Source organism: Actinomadura craniellae (assembly GCF_003289645.1).
Lineage (GTDB): Bacteria > Actinomycetota > Actinomycetes > Streptosporangiales > Streptosporangiaceae > Actinomadura_D > Actinomadura_D craniellae.
This window is the reverse complement of the sequence record NZ_QLYX01000009.1, coordinates 179,910-206,899: the sequence shown is the minus strand read 5'-3', so window position 1 is coordinate 206,899 and position 26,990 is coordinate 179,910. Positions and strand designations below refer to the sequence as shown.

At 71.8% G+C, this 26,990-nt stretch carries 31 protein-coding genes; 16 read left to right on the top strand and 15 right to left on the bottom strand.

Translation table 11 applies throughout. The features are described 5' to 3' along the window. The 3 genes from DPM19_RS20490 to DPM19_RS20480 all read left to right on the top strand — a co-directional run bounded on the left by DPM19_RS20490 (position 1) and on the right by DPM19_RS20480 (position 2,270). Complete coding sequence (locus DPM19_RS20490) at positions 1–840, top strand: DUF4097 family beta strand repeat-containing protein (RefSeq protein WP_111869564.1); 840 nt, start codon at positions 1–3, stop codon at positions 838–840. Continuing rightward, a complete protein-coding gene (locus DPM19_RS20485) occupies positions 837–1,610 on the top strand; it encodes a PadR family transcriptional regulator (RefSeq protein ID WP_111869563.1) in 774 nt (257 codons plus the stop codon). The genes DPM19_RS20490 and DPM19_RS20485 overlap by 4 nt, the downstream gene beginning before the upstream one ends. A gap of 153 nt (positions 1,611–1,763) precedes the next feature. Next, on the top strand, positions 1,764–2,270 hold the full coding sequence (locus DPM19_RS20480) for a P-loop NTPase family protein (RefSeq protein ID WP_111869562.1): 507 nt from the start codon (positions 1,764–1,766) through the stop codon (positions 2,268–2,270). Positions 2,271–2,363: 93 nt separating this feature from the next. On the opposite strand, the gene DPM19_RS20475 is transcribed toward DPM19_RS20480, so the two are convergent. From DPM19_RS20475 to DPM19_RS20460, 4 genes are read right to left on the bottom strand one after another with little or no spacing between them, the layout of a single operon-like run. Then, positions 2,364–3,332 carry a zinc-binding dehydrogenase gene (locus tag DPM19_RS20475; RefSeq protein WP_111869561.1) on the bottom strand — a complete coding sequence of 323 codons (969 nt, stop codon included), beginning with the start codon at positions 3,330–3,332 and terminating at the stop codon, positions 2,364–2,366. A gap of 52 nt (positions 3,333–3,384) precedes the next feature. Further along, positions 3,385–4,164 carry an amino acid ABC transporter ATP-binding protein gene (locus tag DPM19_RS20470; protein WP_111869560.1) on the bottom strand — a complete coding sequence of 260 codons (780 nt, stop codon included), beginning with the start codon at positions 4,162–4,164 and terminating at the stop codon, positions 3,385–3,387. Continuing rightward, the gene (locus DPM19_RS20465; protein ID WP_111869559.1) at positions 4,161–5,084 is read right to left on the bottom strand and encodes an amino acid ABC transporter permease; all 924 of its coding nucleotides are present in this window, start codon (positions 5,082–5,084) and stop codon (positions 4,161–4,163) included. Before DPM19_RS20465 ends, DPM19_RS20470 begins: the two co-directional genes overlap by 4 nt. A 4-nt stretch (positions 5,085–5,088) precedes the next feature. Next, positions 5,089–6,000, bottom strand: a complete 912-nt coding sequence (locus DPM19_RS20460) for an ABC transporter substrate-binding protein (RefSeq protein ID WP_111869558.1) — start codon at positions 5,998–6,000, stop codon at positions 5,089–5,091. A gap of 340 nt (positions 6,001–6,340) precedes the next feature. Here DPM19_RS20460 and DPM19_RS20455 point away from each other — a divergent pair, with 340 nt between their 5' ends. Together DPM19_RS20455 and DPM19_RS35830 are read left to right on the top strand one after the other, a co-directional pair. After that, positions 6,341–7,525: an NAD(P)-dependent malic enzyme gene (locus tag DPM19_RS20455; protein ID WP_111869557.1), complete on the top strand. Its 1,185-nt coding sequence runs from the start codon at positions 6,341–6,343 to the stop codon at positions 7,523–7,525. Between the two features lie 209 nt (positions 7,526–7,734). After that, a complete protein-coding gene (locus DPM19_RS35830) occupies positions 7,735–8,289 on the top strand; it encodes a CGNR zinc finger domain-containing protein (RefSeq protein WP_199485193.1) in 555 nt (184 codons plus the stop codon). Here the strand turns inward: DPM19_RS35830 and DPM19_RS35825 are convergent. Continuing rightward, complete coding sequence (locus DPM19_RS35825) at positions 8,241–8,573, bottom strand: S24/S26 family peptidase (RefSeq protein ID WP_267900905.1); 333 nt, start codon at positions 8,571–8,573, stop codon at positions 8,241–8,243. The genes DPM19_RS35830 and DPM19_RS35825 overlap by 49 nt on opposite strands. 125 nt (positions 8,574–8,698) lie before the next feature. Here DPM19_RS35825 and sodN point away from each other — a divergent pair, with 125 nt between their 5' ends. From sodN to DPM19_RS20430, 4 genes are all read left to right on the top strand, one after another. Then, on the top strand, positions 8,699–9,100 hold the full coding sequence (sodN, locus tag DPM19_RS20445; protein ID WP_111869556.1) for a superoxide dismutase, Ni: 402 nt from the start codon (positions 8,699–8,701) through the stop codon (positions 9,098–9,100). Between the two features lie 77 nt (positions 9,101–9,177). Beyond that, entirely contained in the window at positions 9,178–9,651 is a 474-nt protein-coding gene (locus tag DPM19_RS20440) for a GNAT family N-acetyltransferase (protein WP_111869555.1), read from the top strand. Positions 9,652–9,822: 171 nt separating this feature from the next. Further along, the gene (locus DPM19_RS20435; protein ID WP_111869554.1) at positions 9,823–10,251 is read left to right on the top strand and encodes an ATP-binding protein; all 429 of its coding nucleotides are present in this window, start codon (positions 9,823–9,825) and stop codon (positions 10,249–10,251) included. 37 nt (positions 10,252–10,288) lie between these two features. Beyond that, entirely contained in the window at positions 10,289–11,104 is an 816-nt protein-coding gene (locus DPM19_RS20430; protein WP_111869666.1) for an RNA polymerase sigma factor SigF, read from the top strand. Positions 11,105–11,137: 33 nt separating this feature from the next. On the opposite strand, the gene DPM19_RS20425 is transcribed toward DPM19_RS20430, so the two are convergent. Next, the gene (locus tag DPM19_RS20425; RefSeq protein ID WP_111869553.1) at positions 11,138–11,539 is read right to left on the bottom strand and encodes a hypothetical protein; all 402 of its coding nucleotides are present in this window, start codon (positions 11,537–11,539) and stop codon (positions 11,138–11,140) included. A 67-nt stretch (positions 11,540–11,606) separates the two neighbouring features. Between DPM19_RS20425 and DPM19_RS20420 the strand changes: the two genes are divergently transcribed. Both DPM19_RS20420 and DPM19_RS20415 read left to right on the top strand, forming a co-directional pair. Continuing rightward, on the top strand, positions 11,607–12,524 hold the full coding sequence (locus DPM19_RS20420; RefSeq protein ID WP_325050267.1) for a diacylglycerol/lipid kinase family protein: 918 nt from the start codon (positions 11,607–11,609) through the stop codon (positions 12,522–12,524). A gap of 290 nt (positions 12,525–12,814) precedes the next feature. Further along, a complete protein-coding gene (locus DPM19_RS20415; protein ID WP_111869552.1) occupies positions 12,815–13,069 on the top strand; it encodes a WhiB family transcriptional regulator in 255 nt (84 codons plus the stop codon). Positions 13,070–13,163: 94 nt separating this feature from the next. Here the strand turns inward: DPM19_RS20415 and DPM19_RS20410 are convergent, their stop codons facing one another. Continuing rightward, the gene (locus DPM19_RS20410) at positions 13,164–14,669 is read right to left on the bottom strand and encodes a PAS domain-containing sensor histidine kinase (protein ID WP_111869551.1); all 1,506 of its coding nucleotides are present in this window, start codon (positions 14,667–14,669) and stop codon (positions 13,164–13,166) included. A 90-nt stretch (positions 14,670–14,759) separates the two neighbouring features. Here DPM19_RS20410 and DPM19_RS20405 point away from each other — a divergent pair, with 90 nt between their 5' ends. Continuing rightward, on the top strand, positions 14,760–15,968 hold the full coding sequence (locus tag DPM19_RS20405) for an 8-amino-7-oxononanoate synthase (protein WP_233510524.1): 1,209 nt from the start codon (positions 14,760–14,762) through the stop codon (positions 15,966–15,968). 83 nt (positions 15,969–16,051) lie between these two features. Continuing rightward, entirely contained in the window at positions 16,052–16,723 is a 672-nt protein-coding gene (locus DPM19_RS20400) for a GntR family transcriptional regulator (RefSeq protein ID WP_111869663.1), read from the top strand. A 51-nt stretch (positions 16,724–16,774) separates the two neighbouring features. On the opposite strand, the gene bioB is transcribed toward DPM19_RS20400, so the two are convergent. Further along, a complete protein-coding gene (gene bioB / locus DPM19_RS20395) occupies positions 16,775–17,773 on the bottom strand; it encodes a biotin synthase BioB (RefSeq protein ID WP_111869550.1) in 999 nt (332 codons plus the stop codon). Between the two features lie 39 nt (positions 17,774–17,812). Next, a complete protein-coding gene (gene bioD, locus DPM19_RS20390; protein ID WP_111869549.1) occupies positions 17,813–18,544 on the bottom strand; it encodes a dethiobiotin synthase in 732 nt (243 codons plus the stop codon). Positions 18,545–18,683: 139 nt separating this feature from the next. On the opposite strand from bioD, the gene DPM19_RS20385 reads away from it, so the two are divergent. The 3 genes from DPM19_RS20385 to DPM19_RS20375 are packed head-to-tail and all read left to right on the top strand — an operon-like array spanning position 18,684 to position 21,709. Then, on the top strand, positions 18,684–19,508 hold the full coding sequence (locus DPM19_RS20385; protein WP_111869548.1) for a hypothetical protein: 825 nt from the start codon (positions 18,684–18,686) through the stop codon (positions 19,506–19,508). Between the two features lie 55 nt (positions 19,509–19,563). Beyond that, on the top strand, positions 19,564–21,213 hold the full coding sequence (locus tag DPM19_RS20380; RefSeq protein ID WP_111869547.1) for an acetolactate synthase: 1,650 nt from the start codon (positions 19,564–19,566) through the stop codon (positions 21,211–21,213). After that, positions 21,206–21,709 (top strand): GNAT family N-acetyltransferase, encoded by a 504-nt coding sequence (locus tag DPM19_RS20375; protein ID WP_233510523.1) that lies wholly within the window; start codon positions 21,206–21,208, stop codon positions 21,707–21,709. The genes DPM19_RS20380 and DPM19_RS20375 overlap by 8 nt, the downstream gene beginning before the upstream one ends. Before the next feature lie 8 nt (positions 21,710–21,717). On the opposite strand, the gene DPM19_RS20370 is transcribed toward DPM19_RS20375, so the two are convergent. The 6 genes from DPM19_RS20370 to DPM19_RS20345 form a co-directional block, all read right to left on the bottom strand. Further along, a complete protein-coding gene (locus DPM19_RS20370) occupies positions 21,718–22,107 on the bottom strand; it encodes a thioesterase family protein (RefSeq protein ID WP_111869545.1) in 390 nt (129 codons plus the stop codon). After that, complete coding sequence (bsaP, locus tag DPM19_RS20365) at positions 22,104–22,289, bottom strand: biotin synthase auxiliary protein BsaP (protein ID WP_111869544.1); 186 nt, start codon at positions 22,287–22,289, stop codon at positions 22,104–22,106. Before bsaP ends, DPM19_RS20370 begins: the two co-directional genes overlap by 4 nt. 46 nt (positions 22,290–22,335) lie before the next feature. Beyond that, on the bottom strand, positions 22,336–22,548 hold the full coding sequence (locus DPM19_RS20360; RefSeq protein ID WP_111869543.1) for a biotin/lipoyl-binding carrier protein: 213 nt from the start codon (positions 22,546–22,548) through the stop codon (positions 22,336–22,338). Between the two features lie 51 nt (positions 22,549–22,599). Beyond that, positions 22,600–23,937 (bottom strand): acetyl-CoA carboxylase biotin carboxylase subunit, encoded by a 1,338-nt coding sequence (locus DPM19_RS20355; RefSeq protein WP_111869542.1) that lies wholly within the window; start codon positions 23,935–23,937, stop codon positions 22,600–22,602. Positions 23,938–24,087: 150 nt separating this feature from the next. Further along, positions 24,088–25,362 carry an HD-GYP domain-containing protein gene (locus DPM19_RS20350; RefSeq protein ID WP_233510541.1) on the bottom strand — a complete coding sequence of 425 codons (1,275 nt, stop codon included), beginning with the start codon at positions 25,360–25,362 and terminating at the stop codon, positions 24,088–24,090. 5 nt (positions 25,363–25,367) lie between these two features. Further along, positions 25,368–26,741, bottom strand: coding sequence for an HD-GYP domain-containing protein (locus DPM19_RS20345; RefSeq protein ID WP_111869541.1), 1,374 nt, complete (start codon positions 26,739–26,741; stop codon positions 25,368–25,370). Between the last annotated feature and the right edge of the window lie 249 nt (positions 26,742–26,990).

The following is a 26,990-nucleotide window of genomic DNA, read 5'->3' as shown; positions in this document are numbered from 1 at the left end:
ATGGCGCAGTGGACGATCGACGAACCGACCACCCTCGGTTTCGACGGGGTGGTCGCCCTGAAAGCCACGCTCGTCGCGGGCGGCGTCTCCGTCCTCGCCGGCGACGGCCCGCCCTCGCTGGAGATCACCGAGGTGGCCGGCCCGCCCCTGGTGGTGGCGCACGAGGCCGGCATGCTCTCCGTCACGCACCAGAACCTGTCGCCCGACGGCCTGCTGAAATGGCTGCGGGAGCAACTGGCCGAGGGGGTGGGCGCGGGCCGCGCGGTCATCACCGTGACGGTCCCCCACGACTGCCCCGTCCAGCTCAACCTGGGCGCCGCCGACGCGGTCGTCACCGGCCTGACCGCCCGCACCTCCATCCGGAGCGCGGCGGGCGACATCACCCTCGACGGCGTGACCGGCCGGATCGACGCGTCCACCGTCTCCGGCGACGTCGCGGCGCAGGGGCTGGCCGGCGCCGTCGGCTTCACCTCGGTCTCCGGCGACCTGGCGGTGGCGGGCGGCTCGGTCGACAAACTGACCGCCCGCACCGTGAGCGGCCGGATCTCCGCCGACATCGACCTGGTCGGCGCCGGGCAGGTTCAGGTGCACACGGTGTCCGGCGAGGTCGCCCTCCGGCTGCCGGAGTCCGCCTCCGCCGACGTCGACCTGAACTCCGCCGCCGGAGAGATCGACACCTCGTTCCCCCGGCTCGAACCGGTCGAGCGTCCCCTGCTCAAGGGCGTCGCCGGCCGGCTCGGCACCGGTTCGGGACGGCTGTCGGTGACCACGGTCTCGGGCGGCGTCACCCTGCTCAGTCGGCCCGCGGACCCCCCGCGCGCCGAGATGGAGGAACATTGACCCCCGTTTTCGGCCACGGCCGGCTCAGGTTGTACCTGCTCAAGCTGCTGGAGGAGAGCCCCCGGCACGGCTACGAGGTGATCCGGCTGCTCCGCGACCGGTTCATGGGGATCTACTCCCCCTCCCCCGGCACGATCTACCCCCGGCTGGCCCGGCTGGAGCGCGAGGGGCTGGTCACGCACGAGGTCGTCAAGGGCAAGAAGGTCTACTCGATCACCGACGACGGCCGCGCCGAACTGGACCGCCGGATGGACGAGCTCGCCGAACTGGAGGCCGAGATCTCGGCCTCCGCCCAGCAGTTCGCCCGCGAGGTCCAGGAGGACGTCCGCGAAACGGTGCGCTCACTGCGCGAGGAACTGACCCGCGCCGTCCGCGAGGTCCGCGAGCAGGGCCCGCTGGCCGCCGAGCAGACCCTCCGGGACGGCGCCCGCCGCCAGAAGGACGAATGGCGCCGGCAGAAGGACCAGTGGCGCCGGCACCAGCAGGAATGGCGCGGCCACGGCCGCGACTGGAAACGCCAGTGGCAGGAGCAGCGCCAGGCCTGGCAGCAGAGCTGGGACGACACCTGGCAGGCCGCCACCGGCACCGACGAGGAACGGGCCCGCCTGGAACTCGACGAGCTGCTGCACTCCTTCGTCGAGGAGATCCGCCAGACCGCCAAGGACCACGGCCGCGTCGACACCGAAACCCTCACCGCCGCCCGCACCATCCTGGAGGAAACGGCCGACCGCCTCTTCACCGAACTCTTCCGCCGCCGCGACCCCTCCTGATCCCTCAAGACGTACTTGACCACCACATGGAGGTCGCTTGAACCCTCAGCCAAGGTGGCGGCAACTGCGTCGAGTTGGCCCGGCTCAAGCGGGCAGGGTGAGTGCGAGCCCACGTTCGTGCAGGTGAGCCGGACGGCGCGGCAGCATGGGGACATGCAACGGGTGCTGGTCCTCGGCCGGGGTGGTGCGGGCAAGTCGACCCTCGCCCGCCGTCTCGGTGAGGTGACGGGGCTGCCCGTCGTCGAGTTGGACGCGCTGTTCTGGGAGCCCGGGCTCGCGGGGACCGCCCCGGAGCGGTGGGCGGCCGTCCAGCAGCGGCTCGTCGGGCAGGACTGCTGGATCCTGGACGGCGACCTCGGCCCCTACGACCATGCCCTGGACGTCCGGCTGCGCCGGGCCGACACCGTCGTCCTCCTGAACTTCTCCTTTCCGCGGTGCGCGTGGCGGGCGATCCGCCGGGGCCGCGAGCGCGCCGACTTCTGGCGCTGGGTGTGGTCCTACCGGCGGCGCAGCCTGCCCCGGCTCACCCGGGCCATCGCCACCCACGCCCCGCACGCCGACCTGCACCTGCTGCGCGACCCGCGGGCGGCCCGGCGGTTCCTCGAGCGCAGCACCCATGATCCTTCAGCATCCAGGGCGCCCCAGCACCCCGGATGCTGAAGGATCACGTCCCGGAGGCCACTGCTCCTTGATCCTTCAACTTTCGGTGCGCCATGGCGCCTCGGATGCTGAAGGATCACCGAGGAGAGGGGGTCAGAGGGTGAAGACGATTTTGCCGAAGAGGTCGCCCTGGGCCATGGCGGCGAAGCCGTCGCGGGCCTGGGCGAGTGGCAGGGTGCGGTCGATCAGGGGGCGGACGCCGGTGGTGGCGCAGAAGCGGGCCACCCGGACGAGTTGTTCGCGGGTCCCCATGGTGCTGCCGACCACCGAGAGCTGGAGGAAGAACACCCGGGTCAGCTCGGCGGGCGGCATCGACCCGGTGGTGGCGCCGGAGATCACGATGCGGCCGCCGGGGCGCAGCGACTTCACCGAGTGCGCCCAGGTGGCCTCGCCGACGGTCTCCATGACGGCGTCCACCCGGTCGGGCAGCCGGGCGCCCATCTCGAAGACCTGGTCGGCGCCGAGTTCGAGGGCGCGCTTGCGCTTGGCCTCGCTGCGGCCGGTGACCCAGACGCGGTAGCCGGCCGCGGCGCCGAGCGCGACCAGCGCGGTGGCGACCCCGCCGCCGGCGCCCTGCACCAGCACGGTCGAGCCGGGCTGCGCGCCGGACTTGTCGAACAGCATCCGGTACGCCGTCAGCCAGGCGGTGGGCAGGCAGGCCGCGGCCTCGAACGACAGCTCGGCGGGCTTGGGCACCAGGTTGCGCCGGGGCACCACGAGCTTCTCCGCGAAGGTCCCGTCGTGGATCTCCGACAGCAGCGACCGCTTGGGGTCCAGGGTCTCGTCGCCGCCGCCCCGGTCCGGGTCGCCGATCACCGAGTGGACGATGACCTCGTTGCCGTCCTCGTCCACCCCGGCGGCGTCGCAGCCGAGCACCAGCGGCAGCTGGTCCGGGCGCACGCCCACGCCGCGGAGCGTCCACAGGTCGTGGTGGTTGAGGGAGGCGGCGCGCACCGTGACGGTGGTCCACCCGTCGGGGACGGCCGGGTCCGGCCGCTCTCCGAGCTCGAGTCCGTTCAGTGGGTTGTCGGCGTCGATCCGGGCGGCCGTGACAGCGAACATACGGCCAACCCTAAGTCGCGGCCCCCGGCAACTGATCACCGGGGGCCCGCGCTCAGAGGACCTTGGACAGGAAGTCCTGGGTGCGCGGGTGGCTGGGGTCGTTCAGCACCTCGCGCGGGACGCCCTTCTCGACCACCACGCCGTCGTCCATGAAGACCAGCGAGTCGCCCACCTCGCGGGCGAAGCCGATCTCGTGGGTGACCACGATCATGGTCATGCCGTCGAGGGCCAGCGACTTCATCACGTCCAGCACCTCGCCGACCAGTTCGGGGTCGAGGGCGGAGGTGGGCTCGTCGAACAGCATCAGCCGCGGCTCCATGGCCAGCGCCCGGGCGATCGCCACTCGCTGCTGCTGCCCGCCGGACAGCTGCCCGGGGTAGTTGTCGCACTTGTCGCCCAGCCCGACCCGCTCCAGCAGCGCGAGCGCCTTCTCCCGCGCCGCCGCCTTGGGCTCCTTCTTCACCCGGAGGGGCGCCTCCATGACGTTCCCCAGCGCCGTCATGTGCGGGAAGAGGTTGAACCGCTGGAAGACCATGCCGATCTCGCGCCGCTGGGCCGAGACCTCGCGGTCGCGCAGCTCGTAGAGCTTGCCGCCCTTCTCCCGGTACCCGACCAGGTGGCCGTTCACCCACAGCCGGCCGGCGTCGATCTTCTCCAGGTGGTTGATGCACCGCAGGAAGGTCGACTTGCCCGAGCCGGACGGGCCGATGACGCACATCACCTCGCCGGAGCGGACCTCCAGGTCGATGCCCTTGAGCACCTCGGTCCGGCCGAAGCTCTTGTGCACCTGCTCGGCCCGGACCATGGGGCCGGAATCATCGATGACCGTCATGCGGCACCGCCCTCACCTCTGCCCAGCCCGCGCAGCCGGGGCCTGCCCCGCCGGCCGCCGGCGTCACGGTCGCTGCGGCCGAAGTGCCGTTCCAGGTAGAACTGCCCGATCATCATGATCGACGACAGGAACAGGTACCACAGGCAGGCCATGATCAACATGGGAATGATCTTGTATGTGGAGGCGTAGATGGTCTGCGCGGTGAAGGTCAGCTCCAGGTACGGGATGGCCGCCACCAGCGAGGTGTTCTTGAGCATCGAGATGGCCTCGTTGCCCGTCGGCGGCACGATCACCCGCATCGCCTGCGGCAGGACGATCCGCCGCATGGTGAGCAGCCGGGACATGCCCAGCGCGCTCGACGCCTCCTGCTGCCCCTTGTCCACCGACACGATCCCGGCCCGGACGATCTCGGCCATGTACGCGGCCTCGTTGAGGATCAGCCCCAGCGACGCCGCCAGCGCGGCGTTGACCAGCTTCTGGGTCTCCCAGGTCTGGAACTCGGGCCCGAACGGGATGCCGACGCCCACCGAGGGGATGAGCGCGCCGATGGAGCCCCAGATCAGCAGCTGGGTGTAGAGCGGCGTGCCGCGGAAGAACCACAGGTAGAGCCAGGCGGCGCCGTTCAGCAGCGGGTTGGGCGACAGCCGCATCAGCGCGAGCCCGACGCCCAGCAGCACGCCGCCGACCATCGCCGCCGCGGTCAGCCAGATGGTGTTCCGGACCGCCTTCAGCACCGGGTCGGAGAACAGGTACTTCCACTGCTCGGCCCAGTCGAAGGCGGCGTTCGTGATCAGGAAGTGCACGAACATCGCGGCCAGTACCAGGACGACCGCGGCGGACGCCCACCGCCCGGGATGGCGGACGGGGACGGCCCGAATCGCTTCGGGCCGTCCCTTCTCCGCGTCTGGGGTGACGGTCATCGGGTCAGCTCTGGGCTCCGTTGATCACCGGAGTGGTGATGGCCCCGGTCGCGACGCCGTTCTTGTCCAGGATCTGCTTGTAGGTGCCGTCCGCGATCAGCGCCTTGAGGGCGCCCAGCACCGCGTCCTTGAACTGGCCGGACTGCTTGGACAGGGCGTAGCCGTACGGGGCGGTGTCGTAGATCTGACCGATGATCTCCAGCTTGTCGCCGGTCTTCTTCACCGCGTCGCCGACGATCGGCGAGTCGGCGAGCATGCCGTCGATCTTGCCGGCGACCAGGTCGTTGTTGACCTCGGTCTGCTGCTTGCGCACGACCTGGTTGATGGCGGGCTTGCCGGCGTCGGTGCACTTCTTGCTGCGCGCCTTCAGGTCGTCCACCTGGACGGTGCCCTGCTGCACGCCGATGTTCTTGCCGCAGGCGTCGTCGGGGTTGACGCCCTTGGGGTTGCCCTTGAGCGTCGCCCAGGAGGTGCCGGCGGAGTAGTAGGTCACGAAGTCGACGACCTGCTCCCGCTCCTTGGTGTCGGTGAACGAGGAGACCCCGACTTCGTACTTGCCGGACTGGATGCCCGGGATGATCGTGTCGAAGCCGGCGTTCTGGAACTCGACCTTCAGCCCGAGCTTGGCCGCCACCGCGGTGAACAGCTCCACGTCCCAGCCGACGATCTTCTGGGTGGCCGGGTCGATCGACTCGTTGGGCGGGTAGGAGGCGTCGGTGCCGATCACCAGCTTGCCGTCGCTCTTGATGTTGGCCGGCACCATGGCGGAGAGCGCGGCGTCGGCGCCGCCCGCAGGGGTGACCGTGTCGTCCCCGGCGTCACCGTCGTCGCCGCCACAGGCCGACAGCACCAGGGTTCCGGTCAGGGCAAGGGCGGCCACCGCGACGGCCCGGCGGCGGAGAGAACCAGAGGTCACAAGTTCCCCTTAGATAGTTTTTCGGTTCTTCACCGAACAGCGTATTTGCAGGACATCTTCCGCCATAACCGACATGTTCTCGGTTAAGGCCATGACACGATCGGACAACAGGTCCCCAAGGGCGGGGGCTTCGCAGACCGCCAGGTGACCGGGTGGCCACGCTGTGCGGCGGGAAGAGTGCCGCACCTCACACCCTGCTCAATCCCTCACGGCCCTGTGACACAATCAGGAAACGGGTGACCCCCGTGTGTCGAGAGATGACCACCCCGGCGACGGCCACACCGACCGCGCCCTTAGCACTGGCATCTGCCCGAAACCGCGCTACCGATCAGGGGTCGCTATGGCTGCTCAGTTCACCTCACCGTCCGATTACGACAATGATCCGGCTTTTGTCCTGCACCGCGGCGGCAAACTCGAGGTCCGTTCCACCGTCCCGGTCCGTGACGCCGACGACCTGTCCCTCGCCTACACACCGGGCGTGGCCCGCGTCTGCACCGCGATCGCCGAGCGCCCCGAACTCGCCCACGACTACACCTGGACGTCCAAGGTGGTCGCCGTGGTCACCGACGGTACCGCCGTCCTCGGCCTGGGCGACATCGGCCCGGCCGCCTCGATGCCCGTCATGGAGGGCAAGGCCCTGCTGTTCAAGCAGTTCGCCGACGTCGACTCCGTGCCGATCGCGCTCGACTGCACCGACACCGAAGCCATCATCGAGACCGTGATCCGGCTCGCACCCAGCTTCGGCGGCATCAACCTCGAAGACATCAGCGCACCCCGCTGCTTCGAGATCGAAGACCGGCTGCGCGCGGCACTGGACATCCCCGTCTTCCACGACGACCAGCACGGCACCGCCATCGTGGCGCTGGCCGCGCTGCGGAACGCGGCCCGCCTGATCGGCAAGCCGCTGTCCGACCTGCGCGCGGTGGTCGCCGGAGCCGGCGCCTCCGGGGTCGCCGTCACCCGCATCCTGCTGAACGCCGGCATCGGGGACATCGCGGTCTCCGACAGCAAGGGCCTGATCTACGCGGGCCGCGACGGGCTGAACCCCATCAAGCAGCGACTGGCCGCCGACACCAACCGGGCCGGGCTGAAGGGCTCCACCGAGGAGGCGCTGCGCGGCGCCGACGTCTTCATCGGGCTCTCCGGCAGCACGGTGCAGGAGTCCTGCGTCGCCACCATGTCCGACGACGCGATCGTGTTCGCGCTGTCCAACCCGACCCCCGAGGTCCACCCCGAAGTCGCCCGCCGGCACGCCAAGGTGGTCGCCACCGGCCGCAGCGACTTCCCCAACCAGATCAACAACGTGCTCGCCTTCCCCGGCATCTTCCGCGGTGCCCTGGACGTGCGGGCCCACTCGATCACCGAGGGCATGAAGCTCGCCGCCGCCGACGCGCTGGCCGACGTGGTGGGTGACGATCTGAGTGCCGAGTACGTGATCCCCAGCCCCTTCGACGAGCGCGTCGCGCCCGCGGTGGTCGCCGCGGTGGCCGCGCAGGCCCGCGCCGAGGGCGTCAACCGCATCTGAAGTCGCGGTCCGGCGGCCCGTGCCCCCGCAAAATGCACGAGCCGCCGGACCGAACATGAAATTTCTCCGGATTAGCCCGCTTTACCAGCGAAGTCACGTACTCAACGGCCGAACTCGGCCCATTCCTTTCGCCCTGTCCTGTCGCTCGCCGTGTCATACTCGATACGGGAAAGAACTTTCACGATCAGGTCGGTCGCGAAGGAGTGCCGGTGGATCTCGCCTCGTACGCCGACCTGGTGATCGAGCTGGTGAACACCCAGGACCCGGCCGAAGACTCGCTGCGCGATCTCGACGCCCTGCATGAACTGCTGAAGATCAGGCCGCATCTGAGCGGCCGGATCACCCGCCGCGACCTTGACGCCATGCGCGAGCTCCGCGCCGAACTGCGCGCGATCTTCGTGTCCGCCACCGAGGGCGACGAGGAGGCCGCGATCGACCGGCTCAACTCGCTGCTGATCCAGCATCCGGTGCACCCGCAGATGTCCGGCCACGACGGGCAGCGCTGGCACCTGCACCTCACCGAGGGCGGGTCGGTGCCCGACCGGTACGCGGCCGGGGCCGCGATGGGGCTGGCGGTCAAGATCAGCGACCAGGGCATCGACCGGCTCGGCATCTGCCGGGCCGCCTCCTGCCGCAACATCTTCTTCGACACCACCGCCGACGGTTCGCGCCGCTACTGCTCCGACCGCTGCGCCGGGCGCGCCACCGAGGCCGCCTACGCGGCCCGCCTGGCGAACACCGACCAGCGCGACGGCGGCCAGTAGCGCGCCACCACCCGGCCCACGATCAGCTCGTCCGGCACCGCGTCGAAGTCCCAGCTGTCCTGCCGGCCCGGCGCGCCCTGGTTGTCGCTCTCCAGCCACCAGCCGCCGGGCGTCCGGCGTACCGCCCGCTTGACGATCAACTGCTCCGGCCGGCCGGGATGCCGGGCGACCACGATGTCACCCTCCCCCGGGTCCGCCCCCGCGCGCACCAGCAGCCAGTCGCCGGGCCGCAGCGCGGGCCGCATCGACTCGCCCGCGACCGCCGCCGTCCGCCATCTCTTCACCGGACGGATACTCGCAGATCCGCTGGGCAGGGGCCGATCGGGCCACCTGGCCGCGCGATCGGGCCCGCGCAAGAGTAATGTCGGCGGCGAGAGCATGATCCGATACGAGGGAAGGGACGAAGCAGGTGCTCGCTAAGCTTCTGCGCCCGAAGACCACCGTCTCCGCGCACTGCGACCTGCCGTGCGGCGTGTACGACCCCGCGCAGGCCCGCATCGAGGCCGAGTCCGTCAAGGCGATCTGCGAGAAGTACGCGGCCAACGAGGACCCCGTGTTCCGGGCCCGCGCCATCAACATCAAGGAGCAGCGCTCCAACCTGGTCAAGGAGCACCTCTGGGTGCTGTGGACCGACTACTTCAAGCCGCCGCACTTCGAGAAGTACCCGCAGCTGAACACCCTCTTCAACGAGGCCACCAAGCTCGCGGGCGCGGCGGGCACCAAGGGCAGCATGGACGTCGGCGTCGCCGACGAACTGCTGGGCAAGATCGCCGAGATCGACAAGATCTTCTGGGAGACCAAGCAGGGCTGACCTGCACGGGTTCTCGATTCGGGGCCGGTTCCCTCCGGGGGTCGGCCCCGTGCCGTGCCCTGGGTAATCTCCGGGACATGATCCGGTATGCCACCGTCGAAGACGTCCCCACGATCCTGCGGCTGATCCGCGAGCTGGCCGAGTACGAGCGCGCCCTGCACGAGGTGCGGGCCACCGAGGACGACCTGCGCCGCAGCCTGTTCGGTCCCGAGCCCAAGGTCTTCGCGCACGTGGTCGAGCACGAGGGCACGGTGGCCGGGTTCGCGCTGTGGTTCGTCAACTACTCCACCTGGACCGGCCGGCACGGCATCTACCTGGAAGACCTCTACGTGACCCCCGAACTGCGCGGGAAGGGGTACGGGCGGGCGCTGCTGGCGGAGCTGGCCCGCATCGCCGCCGAGCGCGGGTACACCCGGTTCGAGTGGGCGGTGCTCGACTGGAACGAGCCCGCCATCGGCTTCTACCGGGCGCTCGGCGCGCTGCCCCAGGACGAGTGGACGGTGCAGCGGCTGTCCGGCGCCGCGCTGCGGGCGCTGGCCGAGGAGGCCTGAGAGCGGGCCGCACGCTGCCAGGCGTGGCCTTTCCCTCATCCGGCAAAGGTTTGACCGGCGGAATGCACGGACGTTCCCGTCCTATGCCGCAAGCAGGGCGTGCCGGACGCGCGAAGCCCTTCCGCCAGGCGGTAGTTTCGAAGCAGCGGATCGTCTCCGGTAGGGAGTGACGTGACTGAGGAAACCGCTGCCATGCCGGCGAGTACGAAAACGACCCTGCGCGACGTGGTGACCGTACGGTTGCCCGCCGCCAGCGCGTACCTGTCCGTGCTGCGCACCGCCACCGCCGGCCTCGCGGCCCGGCTCGACTTCACGCTCGACGAGATCGAGGATCTACGGATCGCGGTCGACGAGGCGTGTGCCATGCTGCTCGCCCAGGCGGTCCCCGGGACCGACCTGGAGTGCGAGTTCGAGCTCACCCGGGACGCGATGCTGATCGCCGTCTCGGTGCTCACCGTCGACGGAGAGCTGCCCAGCCGCGAGACCTTCGCCTGGACCGTGCTCTCCTCACTGGCGGGTGACGTCGACGCCCGGGTGGGCGCCGACGACCGAGTGACCGTGGTGCTCCAGAAGCGCCGCGGTGCTGCGGGGGCGCCGTGAGCACGATGAACCGGCCGACCCGTGCCGAGGTGGCGCCGTGACCGAGAAGACGACCCTCGCCGACAGCACCGGCAACGAGCGGACCGAGAGCACGGTCCCCGACCGCGCGCGGGCCCGCGCGCTGTTCGAGCGGCTCAGCCAGCTGCCCGAGGGCGACCCGGAGCGCCAGCGCATCCGTGACCAGCTCGTCGAGCTGCACCTGCCGCTGGTGGAGTACCTGGCCCGCCGGTTCCGCAACCGCGGCGAGTGGCTGGACGACCTGATCCAGGTCGCCACGATCGGGTTGATCAAGTCGATCGACCGGTTCGACCTGGAACGCGGCGTCGAGTTCTCCACGTACGCGACCCCCACCATCGTGGGCGAGATCAAGCGGCACTTCCGCGACAAGGGCTGGGCCGTCCGGGTTCCGCGGCGGCTGCAGGAGCTCAAGCTCTCGCTGACCAAGGCGATCAGCGAGCTCGCCCAGCGCGAGGGGCGGGCGCCCACGGTCAGCGAGCTGGCCGCGCACCTGCAGATGAGTGAGGAGGAGGTGCTGGAGGGCCTGGAGTCCGCCAACGCCTACTCCACGGTCTCGCTGGACGCGCCCGACTCCGGTGACGAGGACGCCCCGGCGGTGGCCGACTCGCTGGGCATGGTGGACGACTCCCTGGAGGGAGTGGAGTACCGCGAGTCGCTCAAGCCGCTGCTGGAGAAGCTGCCGGCCCGCGAGAAGCGCATCCTGCTGCTGCGTTTCTTCGGCAACATGACCCAGTCGCAGATCGCCGCCGAGCTGGGGATCTCGCAGATGCACGTGTCGCGGCTGCTGGCCCGCACCCTGGCCCAGCTGCGCGAGGGGCTGACCGCCGACGAGTGATCGGGGGCCGGCCCGGCCGGCTCCCGGTTCCCGTCAGTCGCCGTCCCGGCCCGGGCGCCCCACCAGCACGTCGGTGGTGCGCCCGTAGAGCATCAGGATCAGCGCGACGACCGCCGCCACCAGCAGCGGAACGCCATAGCCCCGCTGGTCGCTGTTGATCAGTGACACCGCCACCGGCAGCGCGAACAGCTGGGTGAGCACGGCCGGGGCCCGGCTCCATGGCTCCATCCGGTACAGGCCGCGGGCCACCGCGAACATGCCCGCCGCGCCCAGCAGCGCCAGCACGGTGACGCCGATCGCGCTCATGATGTCGACCGGGCTGCCGGTGATGGTCTCCCAGCCGACGAAGAGCCCGAAGGCGAGGGCCGCGGCGCCTTCGAGCGCCTCGATGGCGGTGGCGCCCCGCAGGCTGAGAGGTCGAGATTCGTCGGACACACCTCGGAACCCTACTCGCCCGGCCGGTCAGGTCGGAGGCGGTCGATACCCTGGCGCCGTGCGCGCCATGCTCATCGCCAACCCCAAGGCGACAGCGTCCTCCCTGCGAGCCCGCCACCTGCTCGTCCGGGCCTTCGCCGACGACCTCGATCTGGAGATCGCCGACACCGGCCACCGCGGGCACGCCACCCAGCTCGCCCGGCGGGCCGTGGACGAAGGTCACGACGTGGTGATCGCGCTCGGCGGCGACGGCACGGTCAACGAGACGGTCAACGGGCTGCTCGCCTACGGGCCGGACGTCAAGGGGCCGGCCCTGGCCGTGCTGCCCTGTGGCAGCACCAACGTCTTCGCCCGGGCGCTGGGCATCCCCAACGAGCCGATCGGCGCCACCCGCCTGGCCCTGGACGCGCTGCGCGCCGGCCGGTACCGCAGTGTGGGGCTCGGCCTCGCCGACAACCGTTACTTCACCTTCTGCGCCGGAATGGGGCTCGACGCCGAAGTGATCCGGGCGGTGGAGACGTACCGCCTCGCGGGAAAGCGCTCCGATCCCGCGCTCTATGGCCGCGCAATCGTCCGGCAGTTCTTCTCCGGTACGGACCGCAGGCGCCCGGCGCTGACCCTGGAACGCCCCGGACTGGCGTCCGTTGAAGATCTTTTCATGGTGCTCGTGGGGAATACCTCGCCGTGGACTTATCTCGGCCGGCGGCCGGTGAATCCCACTCCCCGCGCGCACTTCAACACCGGGCTCGACCTTTTCGGGGTGCGTTCCCTCGCGCTGCGCCCGGTACTGCTGACGGCGGCCCGAATGCTGCTCCCCCGGACGAACCCGATCCACGGCGCCGACCTGGTCAACGTGCACGATGCGACGGAGGTCACAGTGCGGTCCAGCCGTCCCATCGCCTTCCAGCTGGACGGTGACTACCTGGGAGAACGCGAGAGCGTCACCTTCCGCTCCGCGCCCAGGGCGATACGGGTGGTCATCTGATCTTCTGATCAAGTGTTATTTACAACAAAGCAACAGTCACGACCCATCAATGTGACACATGCGACATCCAGACCTTGAGAAACGTTTCTTCAAGGCCTTGCGCGGCCCCACGGCGCCCTGACACGCTCAAAGTGCGCCAGCCGACAGAGAGGCCCTTTCGACGGCCTCCCGTCCGATAGCGCCACAGAACCAGCCCCCGAGACCCGTCCGTTCGGGGCTCGGCCCGGACGCGACATGTGAAACCGTTCACAAGTGGAGTCACCCCTCCACACCGACGAAGGAGTGACCGCATGGACTGGCGCCACATCGCCGCCTGCCGTGACGTGGACCCCGAGCTGTTCTTCCCGATCGGGAACACCGGCCCGGCGCTGCTGCAGATCGAAGAGGCCAAGCAGGTATGCCGACGGTGCGACGTCACCGACGCCTGCCTGCGCTGGGCGCTCGAATCGGGCCAGGACTCGGGCGTCTGGGGCGCCATGAGCGAGGACGAGCGGCGCGCGCTCAAGCGGCGCAACGCCCGGGCCCGTGCCCGCGCCAACGCCTGACCGGCCCGACACCCACCACCGGACCCCGCTCCCGCGCTACCCCGGAGCCGAAGAGCGAACGCCCGCATCGACGCCCGTGGCCCCGCCACGGGCGTCAGGCGTTGGGCGGCTTGCCCTCCTGCACCAGCGGGACGTCCACGACGACCTCCGTGCCGCCGCCGAGCCGGGCCCGGAAGTCCAGCCGCCCGCCGAGCTCGCCGACGATCAGGGTGCGGACGATCTGCAGCCCCAGGCTGGTGGCCGCCTCGACGTCGAAGTCGGGAGGCAGCCCGACCCCGTCGTCGGCCACCACCACCTCCAGCCGCTCCTGATCCCGCGCGGCACGGACCTCCAGCAGCCCCCGCCGGTGCGGCAGCCCGTGCTGGAGGGCGTTCTGCAGCAGTTCGGTGAGCACCATGGCCAGCGGGGTGGCGATCTGCGCGGGCAGCACGCCGAAGCTGCCGCGGCGCTCGGGAACCACCTGGGTCTCGGCCGCCGACACCTCCCCCGCCATCATGATCACGCGATCGGCGATGTCGTCGAAGTCGATCAGCTCGTCCGGGGTGTGCGACAGCGTCTCGTGCACGATCGCGATCGAGCCGACCCGGCGGACCGCCTCGTCCAGCGCCGCCCGCCCCTCCGGCACCCGCAGCCGGCGGGCCTGCAGCCGCAGCAGCGCGGCCACGGTCTGCAGGTTGTTCTTCACCCGATGGTGGATCTCCCGGATGGTGGCGTCCTTGGTCATCAGCTCCCGGTCGCGCCAGCGCAGTTCGGTGACGTCACGCAGCAGCACGATCGCCCCGATCCGCGCCTCGTCCACTACCAGCGGGATCACCCGGAGTTGCACCACCGCGCCGTTGGACTCCACCTCCGCCTCGCGGGGGGCGCGCCCGCCGAGCAGCGCGGTGAGCGACTCCTCCCGGGGTTCACCGGTGTCGCACAGCACCGCCGTGGTGGAGCCCAGATGTTCCCCGGCCAGGTCGGTGGCCAGGCCGAGCCGCCGGTACGCCGACTGGGCGTTCGGGCTGGCGTACGACACCCGGCCCGCCCGGTCGAGCCGGATCAGGCCGTCGCCGACCCGCGGGGAGCGCAGCAGGTTGGGTTCCTCCCCCGGCACCGGGAACCGGCCGTCATTGATCATCTGCGCGAGGTCGCTGGCGCTCTGCAGGTAGGTCAGCTCCAGCCGGCTGGGCGTCCGGGCCGAGCTGAGGTTGGTGCTGCGCTGGATGACGCCGAGCATCTTGGGCCCGCGCCGGACCGGGATCGACTCCTCCCGGACCGGGATGCCGCTGCCCCACTCGGGGTCGCCCTCGCGGACGATGCGCCGCTCCCGCCAGGCGACGTCGATCAGGCCGCGGCGGCCCGTCCGCACGACCCGGCCGACCAGGTCGTCGGGGTAGGCCGTCGGGCCGGTGGTGGGCCGCATCTGGGCGATGGCCACCCAGCCCTCCACCGGGCCGGACCGGGGGTCGGCGGCGTCCCGCAGCGGTACCCAGAGCACCAGGTCGGCGAAGGAGAGATCGGCCAGAAGCTGCCAGTCCGACACCAGAGCGTGCAACCACTCCAAATCGGCATCGTCCAGATCTGTCCGACCCCGCACTAGATCAGTGAGCGTAGGCACCCGACCATCATGGCAGGCCGGTTCTCCTGCGAAAATGCGACGATCGTGAGCCCACGGTGTCCCCGGCGGGCTCGGGAAAGGTGAGGTGACGTGGTGAGGGACCCCCTGGCACGGCTGCGCGAGGCCACCGGACGCCGGACCGACGCCGGGCTGCGCCGCCGGCTACGCCCCCGGACCCCCGACCACGACGGGCTGATCGACCTCGCCTCCAACGACTACCTCGGGCTGTCACGCGACCCCCGGCTGATCGAGGGAGCGGTGGCCGCCGCCCGCGAGTGGGGCACCGGCTCGACCGGTTCGCGGCTGGTCACCGGCACCACGGAGCTGCACGCCGAGCTCGACCGCAGGCTGGCCGCCTTCACCGGCAGCGCGGCCGGGCTGGTGTTCTCCTCGGGTTTCCTGGCCAACCTGGGCGCCGTCGCGGGGCTGTCCGGGCCCGCCGCCCTGGTCGTCTCCGACCAGGTCAACCACGCCTCGATCGTGGACGCCTGCCGGCTGTCCCGGGCCCGGGTGGTGATCACACCGCACCGGGACGTGGCCGCGGTCGAGCGCGCCCTGGCCGAACGCGACGAGGAGGACGCGCTGGTCGTGACGGACGCGGTGTTCTCCGTGGACGGCGACCAGGCCCCGCTGGCCGAACTGCACACGGTCACCCGGCGGCACGGCGCCCTGCTGGTGATCGACGAGGCGCACGCGCTGGGCGTGGTGGGCGACGGTGGACGGGGGGCCGCGCATGCCGCCGGGCTGAGCGGGGAGCCCGATGTCGTGCTCACCCTCACCCTGTCCAAGTCCCTGGGCGCCCAGGGCGGCGCGGTGCTCGGCGCGCCCGAGATGATCGAGACCCTGGTCGACACCGGCCGGTCGTTCATCTTCGACACCGCGCTGGCGCCGCCCGCCGCCGGCGCCGTACTGGCCGCCCTGGACGTGCTGGCGGCCGAACCCGGGCTGCCGGCGCTGGCCCGCGACCGGGCCCGGCGGATCGCGTCGATCGCGGCCGGGCTGGGGCTGCACACCTCGTCGCCGGCCGCGGCGGTGGTGCCGGTGGTCCTGGGCGAGCCGACGGCCGCGGTGCGCGGCGCCGAGATCTGCGCCGAGCACGGGGTGCGGGTCGGCTGCTTCCGGCCGCCGTCGGTGCCCAAGGGACGGGCCTGCCTGCGGCTCACCGCCCGGGCATCGCTCACAGAGTTCGAACTCACAACCTTGGAAGGTGCCCTTGCCGCCGTCGCGGGGCAGGTCGGGCCTTACTCTGCTTGCGTGACGTCCGGGCCACGTGGCCGTGAACGTGAGGAGAGCGCGTGACGGCTGAACGAGTACCGCTGAGCGACTTCGACCCGCCCCCAGTACAGACGCCCCGGATCCCCAAGTACTACCGGCTCAAGGAGATGCTGATCGAGCTGACCCGGACGCTGAGCCCGGGCAGCCCGCTACCGCCCGAGCGGACGCTCGCCGAGAAGTACGGCACGTCCCGCACGACCGTCCGGCAGGCGCTAGCGGAACTCGTCGTCGAGGGGCGGCTGCACCGCATCCAGGGCAAGGGCACCTTCGTCGCCAAGCCCAAGGTGGCCCAGGAACTGCAACTGGTCAGCTACACCGAGGACATGCGGCATCACGGCCTCCAGCCGGAGACCAAGATCCTGGAGATCGGCTACGTGAGCGCCGACGAGCGGCTGGCCACGCTGCTGGGCATCCGGCCGGGCGGCCGGGTGCTGCGGATCCACCGGCTCCGGCTGGCCGACGGCGAGCCGATGTCGATCGACACCTCCCACCTGCCGGCCCGTCGCTTTCCCGGGCTGCGCCGCGAGCTGCCCCGGCACCTGTCGCTGTACGAGACGCTCGCCACCGCCTACGACGTGCATCTGGCCGAGGCCGAGGAGACGATCGAGACCGTCCTGGCCACCCCGCACGACGCCCAGCTGCTCGGGGTCGACGTGGGGCTGCCGATGCTGCTGCTGTCGCGGCACGCGTTCGACGACGCGGGCGAACCGGTCGAGTGGGCGCAGTCGCTCTACCGCGGCGACCGCTACAAGTTCCTCACCCGGCTACGCCGGCGCTGAACCGCCCGGGGCGGGTCCCGTACGGGCCCGCCCCGGCGGTGCTCGTTCCGCTCAGAGGGTCTGCTGGAGCGCCTTGATGGGCATCTGCAGCTCGGTGAGCAGGTCGAGGTCCTGCTCGGCCGGACGGCCCAGGGTGGTGAGGTAGTTGCCGACGATGATGGCGTTGACGCCGCCGAGCATGCCGGAGCGGGTGCCCAGGTCGCCCAGGGTCAGCTCCCGGCCGCCCGCGTAGCGCAGGATCGTGCGGGGCAGGGCCAGCCGGAACGCGCCGATGGTCTTCAGCGCCTCCGCGCCCTCCACCAGCGGGTACGTGGCGAACGGGGTGCCCGGCCGGGGGGTCAGGAAGTTCAGCGGGACCTCGTCGGGCTCCAGCTCGGCGAGCTGGCCGGCGAACTCGGCGCGCTGCTCGACCGTCTCGCCCATGCCGATGATGCCGCCGCAGCACAGCTCCATGCCGGCCTCGCGGACCATCAGGCAGGTCTCCCAGCGCTCCTCCCAGGAGTGCGTGGTGACGACGTTGCCGAAGTGGGACTTCGCGGTCTCCAGGTTGTGGTTGTAGCGGTGCACGCCCATCGCCACCAGCTCGTCGACCTGCTCCTGGGTCAGCATGCCCAGCGAGCAGGCGATGTTGATCTCCACGGCGTCGTTGATGGCCTTGATGCCGTCGCGCACCTGGGACATCAGCCGTGCGTCCGGGCCGCGTACCGCGGCGACGATGCAGAACTCGGTGGCGCCGGTCTTGGCGGTCTCCTGGGCGGCCTTCACCAGCTCGGGGATGTTCAGCCACACCGACCGCACGGGGGACTCGAACTGGCCCGACTGGGAGCAGAAGTGGCAGTCCTCCGGGCAGCCGCCGGTCTTCAGCGAGATGATGCCCTCGACCTCGACCTCGGGACCGCACCACCGCATCCGCACCTCGTGGGCGAGGGCCAGCAGGTCCTCCACCCGGTCGTCCGGCAGCGTCAGGCACTCCAGGGCCTGCGCGGCAGTCAGCCCCTTGCCCTCCTCCAGCACCTGGCGGCGGGCCACTTCCAAGATGTCGGTGCTCACGCGCGCACTCCCCTTTTCATTGGTTTCCCCGGCCGTAGATCACGGATTCTCCGTGGTCAGGGCATGTTCATCACGGAACGTAGCAGCGTCGAAGGTGCCGCCGAACGGCGGGGAGAGCGCGGTGCGGGCGGCGAGCAGGAACTCGGCGGGATCAAGGGCACCCGCGCCCTCGGGCAGCGCGCCGGCCAGCGGCCGGGCGGCGATCGTCTCCAGATCGCGGAGGTTGCTGCGCATGGCGAGGTCGGGTTTCTCCGGCCACTCCCCGATCACCACCCCGGCGAGCTGCACGCCCCGGTGCGCCATGGCCTCCAGGGTGAGCGCGGTATGGTTGAGGGTGCCCAGGCCGGCCCGGGCCACCACGACCGTGGCGGCGCCCAGCCAGCGGGCCAGGTCCGCGATGGTGCCGCCGTCCTCGTCGTAGCGGACCAGCAGGCCGCCCGCACCCTCCACCAGCACCAGGTCCCGGGTCTCGGCGATCTCGCGGACGCGCCGCGCGACCTCCGACAGGTCCAGCGGCGGCAGCCCGGAATAGCGGGCCGCGGCGGCGGGCGACAGCGGGTCGGGGTAGCGGGCGAACTCGTGGACGTCGTCGAGGCCGGCCAGCCGGCGCACCTCGTCGAGGTCGCCGGGCTCCGCGTAACCCACCCCGGTCTGCCCGGGTTTGACCACGGCCACGGAGGAACCGCGGGCCATGGCCAGCGCGGCCAGAGCCGCGGTGACGACTGTCTTGCCGACACCCGTACAGGTCCCGGTCACCACGAGCACGCTCACCTGCCGCAGGTTAGTACGGGCCCGCGGCGCGGTCCCCCACCGAACCCCACAGTCTTCGGGTGGGGAGATTTGTACACACCCGCCCGATCATCCTGACCAGCCGCGGAACCCCCGCCCGGATCCGGCTCGTTCACCCCGTATGCCGAGGTTCGACGCCGCCGCGCGGCGAGACGGGCCGCTGAACGGGCCGCGGTCCCTGCTCGGCCCGGCCCTGGCGGTGCTCGTGACGGTGCTCGTGACGGTGTCCGCGGGGTGCGCCACCCTCGGGAACACCGAGCCCACGCCGATGCCGCCGGGGGTGTCCGGTGCGGCGTCCGACCAGATGGTGCTGCGATGGCGCCGGACGGGCGGGATCGCCGGGCGGGGCCACGGCGGCGAGATGCCCGACTTCTCCCTGTACGGGGACGGCCGGGCGATCGTGCCGGGCGACGACCCGATCGAACCGCGCGAATACCGGCTGACACCCCCGGCGCTGCGCGGGCTGCTGGACGGCGCCCGCGCGGCCGGGCTGGGCCGGTCACGCACGGCGGAGCGCGACGACGTCGCCGACGCGTTCACCCTGGAGATCACCTTCGGCCGGGCCGTCACCCGCGTGGAGCACCCCGAGGACTCGCCCGGCGACCCGGCCGTCCGGTTCTGGAAGCGGCTGGCCCCGGCCGGCTGGGCCGCCGGCGACCAGGCCGCCCCGCCGCAGCCGTACGCCTTCCCCCGATTGGCGATCCTGTCCGGTGAGACCGCGGACGAGGGCGGCCGGTCCTGGCCACTCGTCCCGCTGGGCGCGGGCACCCGGCTGCCGGGCGGGCTGTGCTCCGTGGTCACCGGCCGCGACCTGCCCCGGGCCGTCGCGCTGGCCCGCACCGCCGCACCCGAAACCCGGTGGCGCAGCGAGGGGAGGACCTACTCGGTGCGCTGGCGGCCCATGCTCCCCGGCGAGACCACCTGCGCCGACCTGGGCCGCCGGTGATCCTCGCCCGGAACAGAGCTGCACACCGCATATGACCCGTTGGTAACGTTCGGGCATGGAACAGCAGCACGCCGGCGACGTCGCGGTCGCCGTCGCCCGGGAGCACTCCGTCGACACGATGTTCACGCTGTCGGGAGGGCATGTCTTCCCCCTGTACGACGGGGCGGTCAAGGCCGATCCGCCGATGCGGATCCTCGACGTGCGCCACGAGCAGACCGCCGTCTTCGCCGCCGAGGCGACCGCCCGGCTCACCCGGCGGCCCGGGCTGGCGGTGCTGACCGCCGGACCCGGGATCACCAACGGCGTCAGCGGCGTCGCCACCGCGCACTTCAACGGCTCCCCGGTGGTCGTGATGGGCGGCCGTGCCCCGCACTCGCGCTGGGGCAGCGGCGCCCTCCAGGAGATGGACCACCCCCCGCTGTTCGAGACGATCACCAAGCTGGCGACCACCTCGACCGGGCCCGACACCGTCGCCCGGGACGTGGCCCATGCCTTCGAGGTGGCCACCGCGCCGCACCGTGGCCCGGTCTTCATCGACTTCTTCATGGACCACCTGTTCGGCCCGGCACCGGCCGACCGGCCCGCGGCCGCACCGGCCGCGCCGGTCGAGCCCGACTCCGAGGCGCTGGCCGCGATCGCGGGCCTGCTGGCCGGGGCCCGGCGGCCGGTGCTGGTGCTCGGCTCGGACGTGTGGACCGACGGCGCCGAGGAGGCCGCCCGCGCCTTCGCCGAGGAACTGCGGCTGCCGGTGATCCCCAACGGCCAGGGCCGGGGCATCCTGCCCGCCGGTCACGAACTGCTGGTCACCCGGGCGCGGGGACTGGCCTTCAGCCGCGCCGACCTGGTCGTCGTGGCGGGCACCCCGCTGGACTTCCGGCTCGGCTACGGCATGTTCGGTGGGAAGGAGGGGGCGCCCCTTGCCAAGGTCGTCCATCTGGCGGACGCCCCGTCCCAGCTCGCCGCGCACGTCGGCACCGCCGGAGCCGCCGCGGGCGACCTCTCCACCGTCTTCCGGGAGCTGGCGGCCGCCGCCGCCAAGGCCGGCGTCTCCCCCACCGCGTACGCCGGCTGGACGGGCGAGCTGGCCGAGGCCGCCACCGCCGCGATCGCCGGGGACGCCGCCCTGCTGGCCGCCGACGCCGACCCGATCCACCCGATGCGGATCTACGGCGAGCTGGCCCGGGTGCTCGACGACGACGCCGTGGTGATCGGCGACGGCGGCGACTTCGTGTCGTACGCGGGCAAGTACGTCGAGCCCCGGCGGCCCGGCTGCTGGCTCGACCCGGGCCCGTACGGCTGCTTGGGCACCGGGCTGGGCTACGCCATCGCCGCCCGGCTGGCCCGGCCGGCGGCGCAGGTGGTGCTGCTGCTCGGCGACGGCGCGGCCGGCTTCTCGCTGATGGACGTCGACACACTCGTCCGGCACGGCCTTCCGGTCGTGATGGTCTGCGGCAACAACGGCATGTGGGGGCTGGAGAAGCACCCCATGCAGATGCTCTACGGCTACGACGTGGCCGCCGAACTCCAGCCGCAGTGCCGCTACGACGAGGTGGTCCGGGCGCTGGGCGGTGCCGGCGAGCTGGTCACCCGGCCCGGCGAGCTCGGCCCGGCACTGCGCCGGGCGTTCGACGCGAACGTGCCCTACCTGGTGAACGTCATGACCGACCCCGAGGTCGCCTACCCCCGGGCCACCACCGGTGTCTGAGACCATGCCGGAGATCATCGTGCGGGCGGTGCGGCCCGCGGAGTACGAGCGGGTCGGCGAGCTGACCGTGGCGGCCTACGTGGCGGGCGGGCTGATATCGCCGGACTCCGACTACGTCGCCCGGCTGCGGGACGCCGCCGACCGCGCGGCCCGGGCCGAACTGCTGGTCGCCGAGGTCGGCGGCGAGGTCGTGGGGGCGGTGGCCTACTGCCCGCCCGACAGCCCGTACGCGGAGCTGACCGGGCCCGGCGAGGGCGAGTTCCGGATGCTGGCCGTGGATCCGCCCGCCCGGGGCGGCGGGATCGGCCGGGCGCTGGTGCTGGCGTGCCTGAACCGGGCGGAGGCCACCGGGATGAGCGCGGTCCGGCTGTCGACCCAGCCCGACATGCTCGCCGCGCACCGGCTGTACGAGCGGCTGGGTTTCGTCCGCACCCCCGAACGGGATTGGTTCCCCGAGCCCGACACCGAGCTGATCACCTATGTGCTGAAGCTGTGACCTCGGGGTCAGACCAGCCGGGCGAGGAACTTCTCCCGGTCGACGACCACGCGTTCCACCCAGCCGGTGGCGACCACCGTCCCGTCGGCCCGGTGCTGGGCCTCGACGGTGAAGACCAGCCGCCGGCCGTCGGCCTCGGTCAGCTCGGCGGCCGCGACGACCTCGGCCCCGATCGGGCTGGCAGCCTGGTGCACTAGGGCCACCGAGGTGCCGACGGAGGTCTGGCCGGGGCCGAGCCGGTCACCGAGCGCCGCCACGGTCGCGGCCTCCACCAGGGCCAGCAACCTGGGCGTACCCAGCACGGGAACGTCGCCGCTGCCGAGGGCGATCGCGGTGTCGCCCTCCCCCACCACCAGTACGGACTCGGCGCACAGGCCGGTCTCGACCGTGGCGGTCATGCGGAGGTCAGCACGCCGTGCTCGACGCACCGGGCGGTCCAGCCCAGGGGGCTGACCTGGACGACCATCCGGCGGCGGCACCGCGTGCAGTAACGCGGCGGTTCCATCCGCCGGGCCGCCCGGCATGCCTGGTGGTCGGTCGCGGCGGCCGGTTCCCCGCAGCGGTCGCAGTAGGTGTCCACGGCGGAAGAGTACTCCTGTCGGTACGGGGCCGGCCCTCGGGACGCCCTACTCGATGACGGCGATCAGGTCGCCCTCCTGGACGACGTCGCCCTCGGACACGTCGAGCCGGGCGACCACACCGTCGTCTTCGGCCAGCACCGGGATCTCCATCTTCATGGACTCCAGGATCACGAGGGTGTCACCGTCCTCGACCTGGTCGCCCTCGGCGACGACGACCTTCCACACGTTCGCGACCATCTCCGCGCGGACCTCGGCCATGGCGGTATTCCTCTCTTGTACTGTTCTGCCTCGCCCGTTCCCCGTGCCTGGTCAGCGGGCCCGCATCCGGTCGACCAGACCGGTGTCGTAGGTGCCCGCCGTGAACTCGGCGTCGCCGAGCAGCTCGGTGAAGAACGGGAGGTTGGTCTTCAGACCCTCGATCCGGAAGTTGTCGATCGCCGCCTGGGCGTGGCGCAGCGCGGCGGGCCGGTCGGCGCCGTACACACAGAGCTTCGCCAGCAGCGGGTCGTAGAACGGGGTCACCGTGTTGCCCTCGGCATAGCCGGCGTCGATGCGGACGCCCTCGCCGACCGGCTCCTCCCAGACCTTGATCTCGCCCGGGCTGGGCAGGAAGCGCTGGGGGTCCTCGGCGTACACCCGGAACTCGATCGCGTGGCCGCGCGGCTCGGCCGAAGTGAACGACACCGGCTCGCCGGCCGCGATCCGTAGCTGCTGCTCCACCAGGTCGATGCCGGTGACCAGTTCGGTGATCGGGTGCTCGACCTGGAGCCGGGTGTTCATCTCCAGGAACACGAAGTCCTGCGCCGCCGGGTCGACCAGGCACTCGACGGTACCGGCCCCGCGGTAGCCGACCGCCTCGCCGGCGCGGACGGCCGCGGCCAGCATGCGTTCCCGCAGTTCGGCGCCCACCCCCGGAGAGGGGGTCTCCTCGACGATCTTCTGGTGCCGCCGCTGCACCGAGCAGTCGCGCTCGCCGAGGGCGATCACGGAGCCGTCGGCCAGCCCGAGGATCTGGATCTCCACATGCCGGGCCCGCTCGACATAGCGCTCCAGCAGGATGTCGGGGTTGCCGAAGAAGCGTTCGGCGCGGGTCCGGGCGGTCTCGTAGGCCTTGCGCACCGCGGCCTCGTCGTGGGCCGCGCTCATCCCGATGCCGCCGCCCCCGCCCGCGGCCTTGACCATCACCGGGTAGCCGATGCGGGCGGCCTCCTCGACGGCGGTGTCGGCGTCGGGCACCGGCTCCCAGACCCCGGGCGAGACGGGCACACCCGCCTCGATCATCAGGTTCCGGGCATTGATCTTGTCGCCCATCCGGGCGATGGCCAGCGGGTCGGGACCGATCCAGAGCAACCCTGCGTCGATCACTCGCTGGGCGAACTCGGCGTTCTCGGCCAGGAACCCGTAGCCCGGGTGCACGGCCTGGGCGTTGGTCCGCCGCGCGGCCTCCAGAACGCGGGCCTGGTCGAGATAGCTCTTGGCGGGCTGGGCCGGACCGAGCAGGATCGCCTCGTCCGCCTCGGCGACGAACGGCAGCTCGGCGTCGGCCTCCGAGTAGACGGCGATGGCCTTGAGCCCCATCGCCCGGACGGTGTGGATCACCCTGCTGGCGATCTCGCCCCGGTTCGCCACCAGCACGGACTCGAACACGCTACGGGCCCTCCTGTAGGAATGCGGTGACCGAATGCCGCCGACACTAGTGGGAGCGTCCCACCCGCACCGATCTCTTGAACGACAAATACCGAACCGTAGATTTGTGCGGACGGGAACCGGAACGTAGCCCGCGGGCCTCAAGCCCGGCTAGAACCGGACAGGATGCCGGTCCACCGCGCGGCCCAGCGCCTCGACCACGGTCGGGTCGTACTCGGCCGCCGAGTCGAGCCGCAGCCGCTCCAGCACGGCGGCGCCCCGGTCGCGGTCGGTGGAGTCGCCGACCAGGTCGTCGTAGGCGTTGGCCGCCTTGATGATGCGGCTGGCCAGCGGCGGGGCCGGCTGGTCGGCCGACCGGTAGGGGTCGCACTGCCGCTCGACGATGTAGGCCACCCGGTCGAGCACCCCCGTCTGTTTGATCACCTCGGCGCCCAGCTCGGCGATCCGCCGCTGCTCGCGCGGGGAGGCGAGCACGGTGGCGCCGCCCGGAATGGGATCGCCCAGCGAGAGCTGCCCGATGTCGTGCATCAGCGCCGCGTACTCCAGCTCCAGCAGTTCCTCCTCGGACATGCCGAGCTCGCGGCCCATCGCCACCGACAGCCCGGAGACACGCCGCGAGTGCCCCGTCTCGACGTAGCCGCCGACCTCGGTGACCCGCGACAGCGCGCGCACGGTCTGCAGGTAGGTCGCGCGGATCCCGGCGTACCGGCGGAACGCGAACTGGGTCACCAGGATCGGTGCGGTGAAGATCAGCAGCGCGGCCAGCCCCATCACCGACGTCGCCACCGCGATCAGCATGGCCGTCGCGCCGGTCGCCGCGCAGAGCGGGAGCTTGGCACCGATCTCGTCCCGGAGCACGATGCCGAACCGGGCCCGCACCGCGCCGGACCGGATCACCGCGGCGACCGTCACGTCCAGGAAGCAGGACGCCACCACGGCGCAGCCCATCAGCACCAGCACGGGCCCCCAGCCGAGCCCGGAGTCGGCCACCGGCCGGAAGCAGAGCGCCACCAGGGCGATGATCAGCAGCCGCCGGGCCATCTCGTCGAGCCGCGGTGCCCCGCCGACGGCGAAGTGCGGCAGCGAGCCGGCGAACATGCCGATCGCGACCACCGCCACCACCTGGAGCGGCGACTGGTGCGCCGGGACGCCGCCGACCGTGTCGAGCAGCGCATAGCCCAGCGCCCCCGCGGTGGCGATCGGGGCGACCTCGCGGTTGCCGGGCATCACCATGCGGAACAGCTCGCCCAGCGCGACCAACACCCCGAAGACGACCGCCGCCTCGGGGTCGGCCGGGCTCGCCGTCGTCATCCGGGTGACCGCGACCAGCACGACCAGCCCCGCCAGGGCGACGAGCAGCAACTGGAGCGTGTCGAGGCCCTGCCAGAGGTTTCCCGGGTGCCGGTGCGCGGGCCGCTCCTCCAGGGAGTTCACGCCCGCCCCACCTCGCCGGCGACGCGGAGCGGCACGGTCGGGTCGTCGTGGTCCTGCTGGGTGGTCTCGACGACGTCGTCCTCGGGCAGGGTGACGGGCTTGGGGGGATCCCAGCCGACGGAGTCCAGCGCGCGCACGAAGGCCTCGACCATCATCGGGTCGAAGTCCTCGCCCGCGCAGCGGCGCAGCTCGGCGACGGCCTCCTCGATCGACCGGGCGCCCCGGTAGGAGCGGTCGGAGGTCATGGCGTCGAAGGCGTCGGCCACCGAGATCACCCGGGCGAACTCGGGGATCTCCTCGCCGGCCAGGCCCATCGGGTAGCCGCGGCCGCTCATCCTCTCGTGATGGTGCATGATCCCGGCCAGCGCCTCGTCGAGGAAGCCGATCTCACGCACGATCTCCAGCCCCCGCATGGGGTGCAGCTGGATCGCGGCGAGCTCCTCCTCGGTCAGCGGCCCGGACTTCTGCAGCACCTTGGTGGGCACCCCGAGCTTGCCGACGTCGTGGAGCATCCCGGCGTACCGGATGGCCTCGACCCGGTCCGAGCGCATCCCGATCTCCTGCGCGATCATCACCGAGCCGCGGGAGACCCGCTCGCTGTGCCCCCGGGTGTAGTAGTCCTTGGTCTCCACCGCCTGGCAGAGCGCCGCCAGCGTGGCGCCGTGCGCCTGCTGCTGGGCCCGGGTCTGCTCGAACGCCCAGCGGGCGACGAACAGCGGCAGCAGCACCAGCACCGCGGCGAACCCGTTCACCGCCGGCCAGAGCCCGGCGATCAGCAGGCCGAACATGCCGTACCCCAGGAAGCCCGGGGCGAGCTGGGCGCCCTCGCGCAGCATCTCGCGCCAGGTGGCCTGCCGGCTGAGCAGCAGCACCCCGGTGATCAGCAGCAGGTTCACCACCACGAACGTGACCAGCGCGCCGACGAACGGGCCGATGGACTGCTCGACCCAGTCGGAGTGCCCCGGGCGGACCCGGTCGCCGCCGAAGCACTCGAACACCATCCCGGCGGCGTAACCGCTGAGCGCGAACTGCGCCCCGTTGAACAGCCGCTTGACCGGCGCCAGGATGCGCTGCCCGGTGACCACGGCGCACGCCCCGATCAGCGCCGCGCCGAGCGGGCCGAGCAGCACCACCGAGGCGAGGCTGGCCGAGAAGCTGAGGGTCACCCGCGCGCGCTCGACGTTGAGCAGGGCGGGCGCCGAGTCGCAGACCAGGAAGAGCACGGCCAGCACGGCCAGCGCCCGCCAGTCGAGGCTCGCGAAGGACCCCGTGACGATCAGGGCCGTCGCCACCGCGACGACCCCGCCCACGTACGCCCATGCGGCGAGGGGTAGTCCACCACGTAGTCCGCCACGCAGCCCACCACGCATTGCCGCCCCCTTGGGAGTCGACGAAAACGGGCGGGCCGGTTCAAGGTTCGGGCCCGGGACACGCCCTCGGACGTGTCACCAGCGGCGCCGCCGGACGCACGGGGCGGCTCCCGGCCGTCATCAGGAGTTCTCCGGACCGACGGAGGCCCCCCGGCTCCCCGCCGCTGCGTGACGGGCACCAGAGTAACGTGGAACACCTGGCCACCACAGCCAAGCGCGGAACGCGGCCGGGCGGATGCCCGAAACCGC